Genomic DNA, 817 nt, shown 5'->3' on the forward strand with positions numbered 1-817 from the left:
TCCGGGCGTCCAGGGCGGTGCGCGCGGCCTCGGCGACGTCGAGGCGCTCGCGGGCGGCGGCCGTGGTGCGGCGGGCCGCGGCGACGGAGGCGCGGGCCTGCTCGAGCACGGCCTCCGCCGCGACCAGCCCGCGTCCGGCCTCGTCGAGGACGGCCTGGCGCTCGAGCAGCGACGGCGCGGCCCCCGACCCGCCGCGCAGCGCGTCGGCGGTGAGCACGTCCCCGACCAGGGTCACGACGGTCACGGCCTCGGCGTCCGCACCGAGGCGCCCGAGCAGCGCGAGCCCGCGGGGCAGGTCGTCGACGACGACGGTGCGGACCAGCCGGTGCCGGGCCCAGGCGGCGACCTCGCCGTCGCCGAGGACGAGCTCGGCGGCGGGGCGGGCGCCCTCGGTGTCCCGCACCCCGTCGAGCTCCCCGAGACCGGGCAGCGGCCGGTCCGAGGCGTGGGGCGTCGCGGAGGGGACGACGAGGGCGACCCGGCCGCCGTCGCGGTCGTGCAGCCGCTCGACCGCCGTGGCGGCCCCGGACAGCGAGGACATGGCGACCGCGTCGGCGTCGGGCCCGAGCGCGGCCGCTACGGCGTGCTCGTGACCGGGCTCGACGCGCAGCAGCGAGCTCAGCAGCCCCAGCACGCCGGCGCCCGAGCCCAGGACCTCGGCGGTGGCGTCGACGGGGACGGTGGTCGAGGCGAGGGCGTCGCGGCGGGCCAGCAGCGCGGCGCGCTCCCGGTCGGCGACCCGCTCCGCCTGCTCCTGCTCGCGCTGGGCGTCGGCGGCGGCGGTGTGCGCCTCGAGCGCGCGCTCGTGGGCGGCGAC

General features: G+C 81.3%; 1 pseudogene. It reads right to left on the reverse strand.

The features are described 5' to 3' along the window. Positions 1 to 817, reverse strand: a pseudogene (locus WCS02_RS20785) (chromosome segregation protein SMC); the annotation flags it as partial.

The organism is Aquipuribacter hungaricus, from assembly GCF_037860755.1.
GTDB lineage: Bacteria > Actinomycetota > Actinomycetes > Actinomycetales > JBBAYJ01 > Aquipuribacter > Aquipuribacter hungaricus.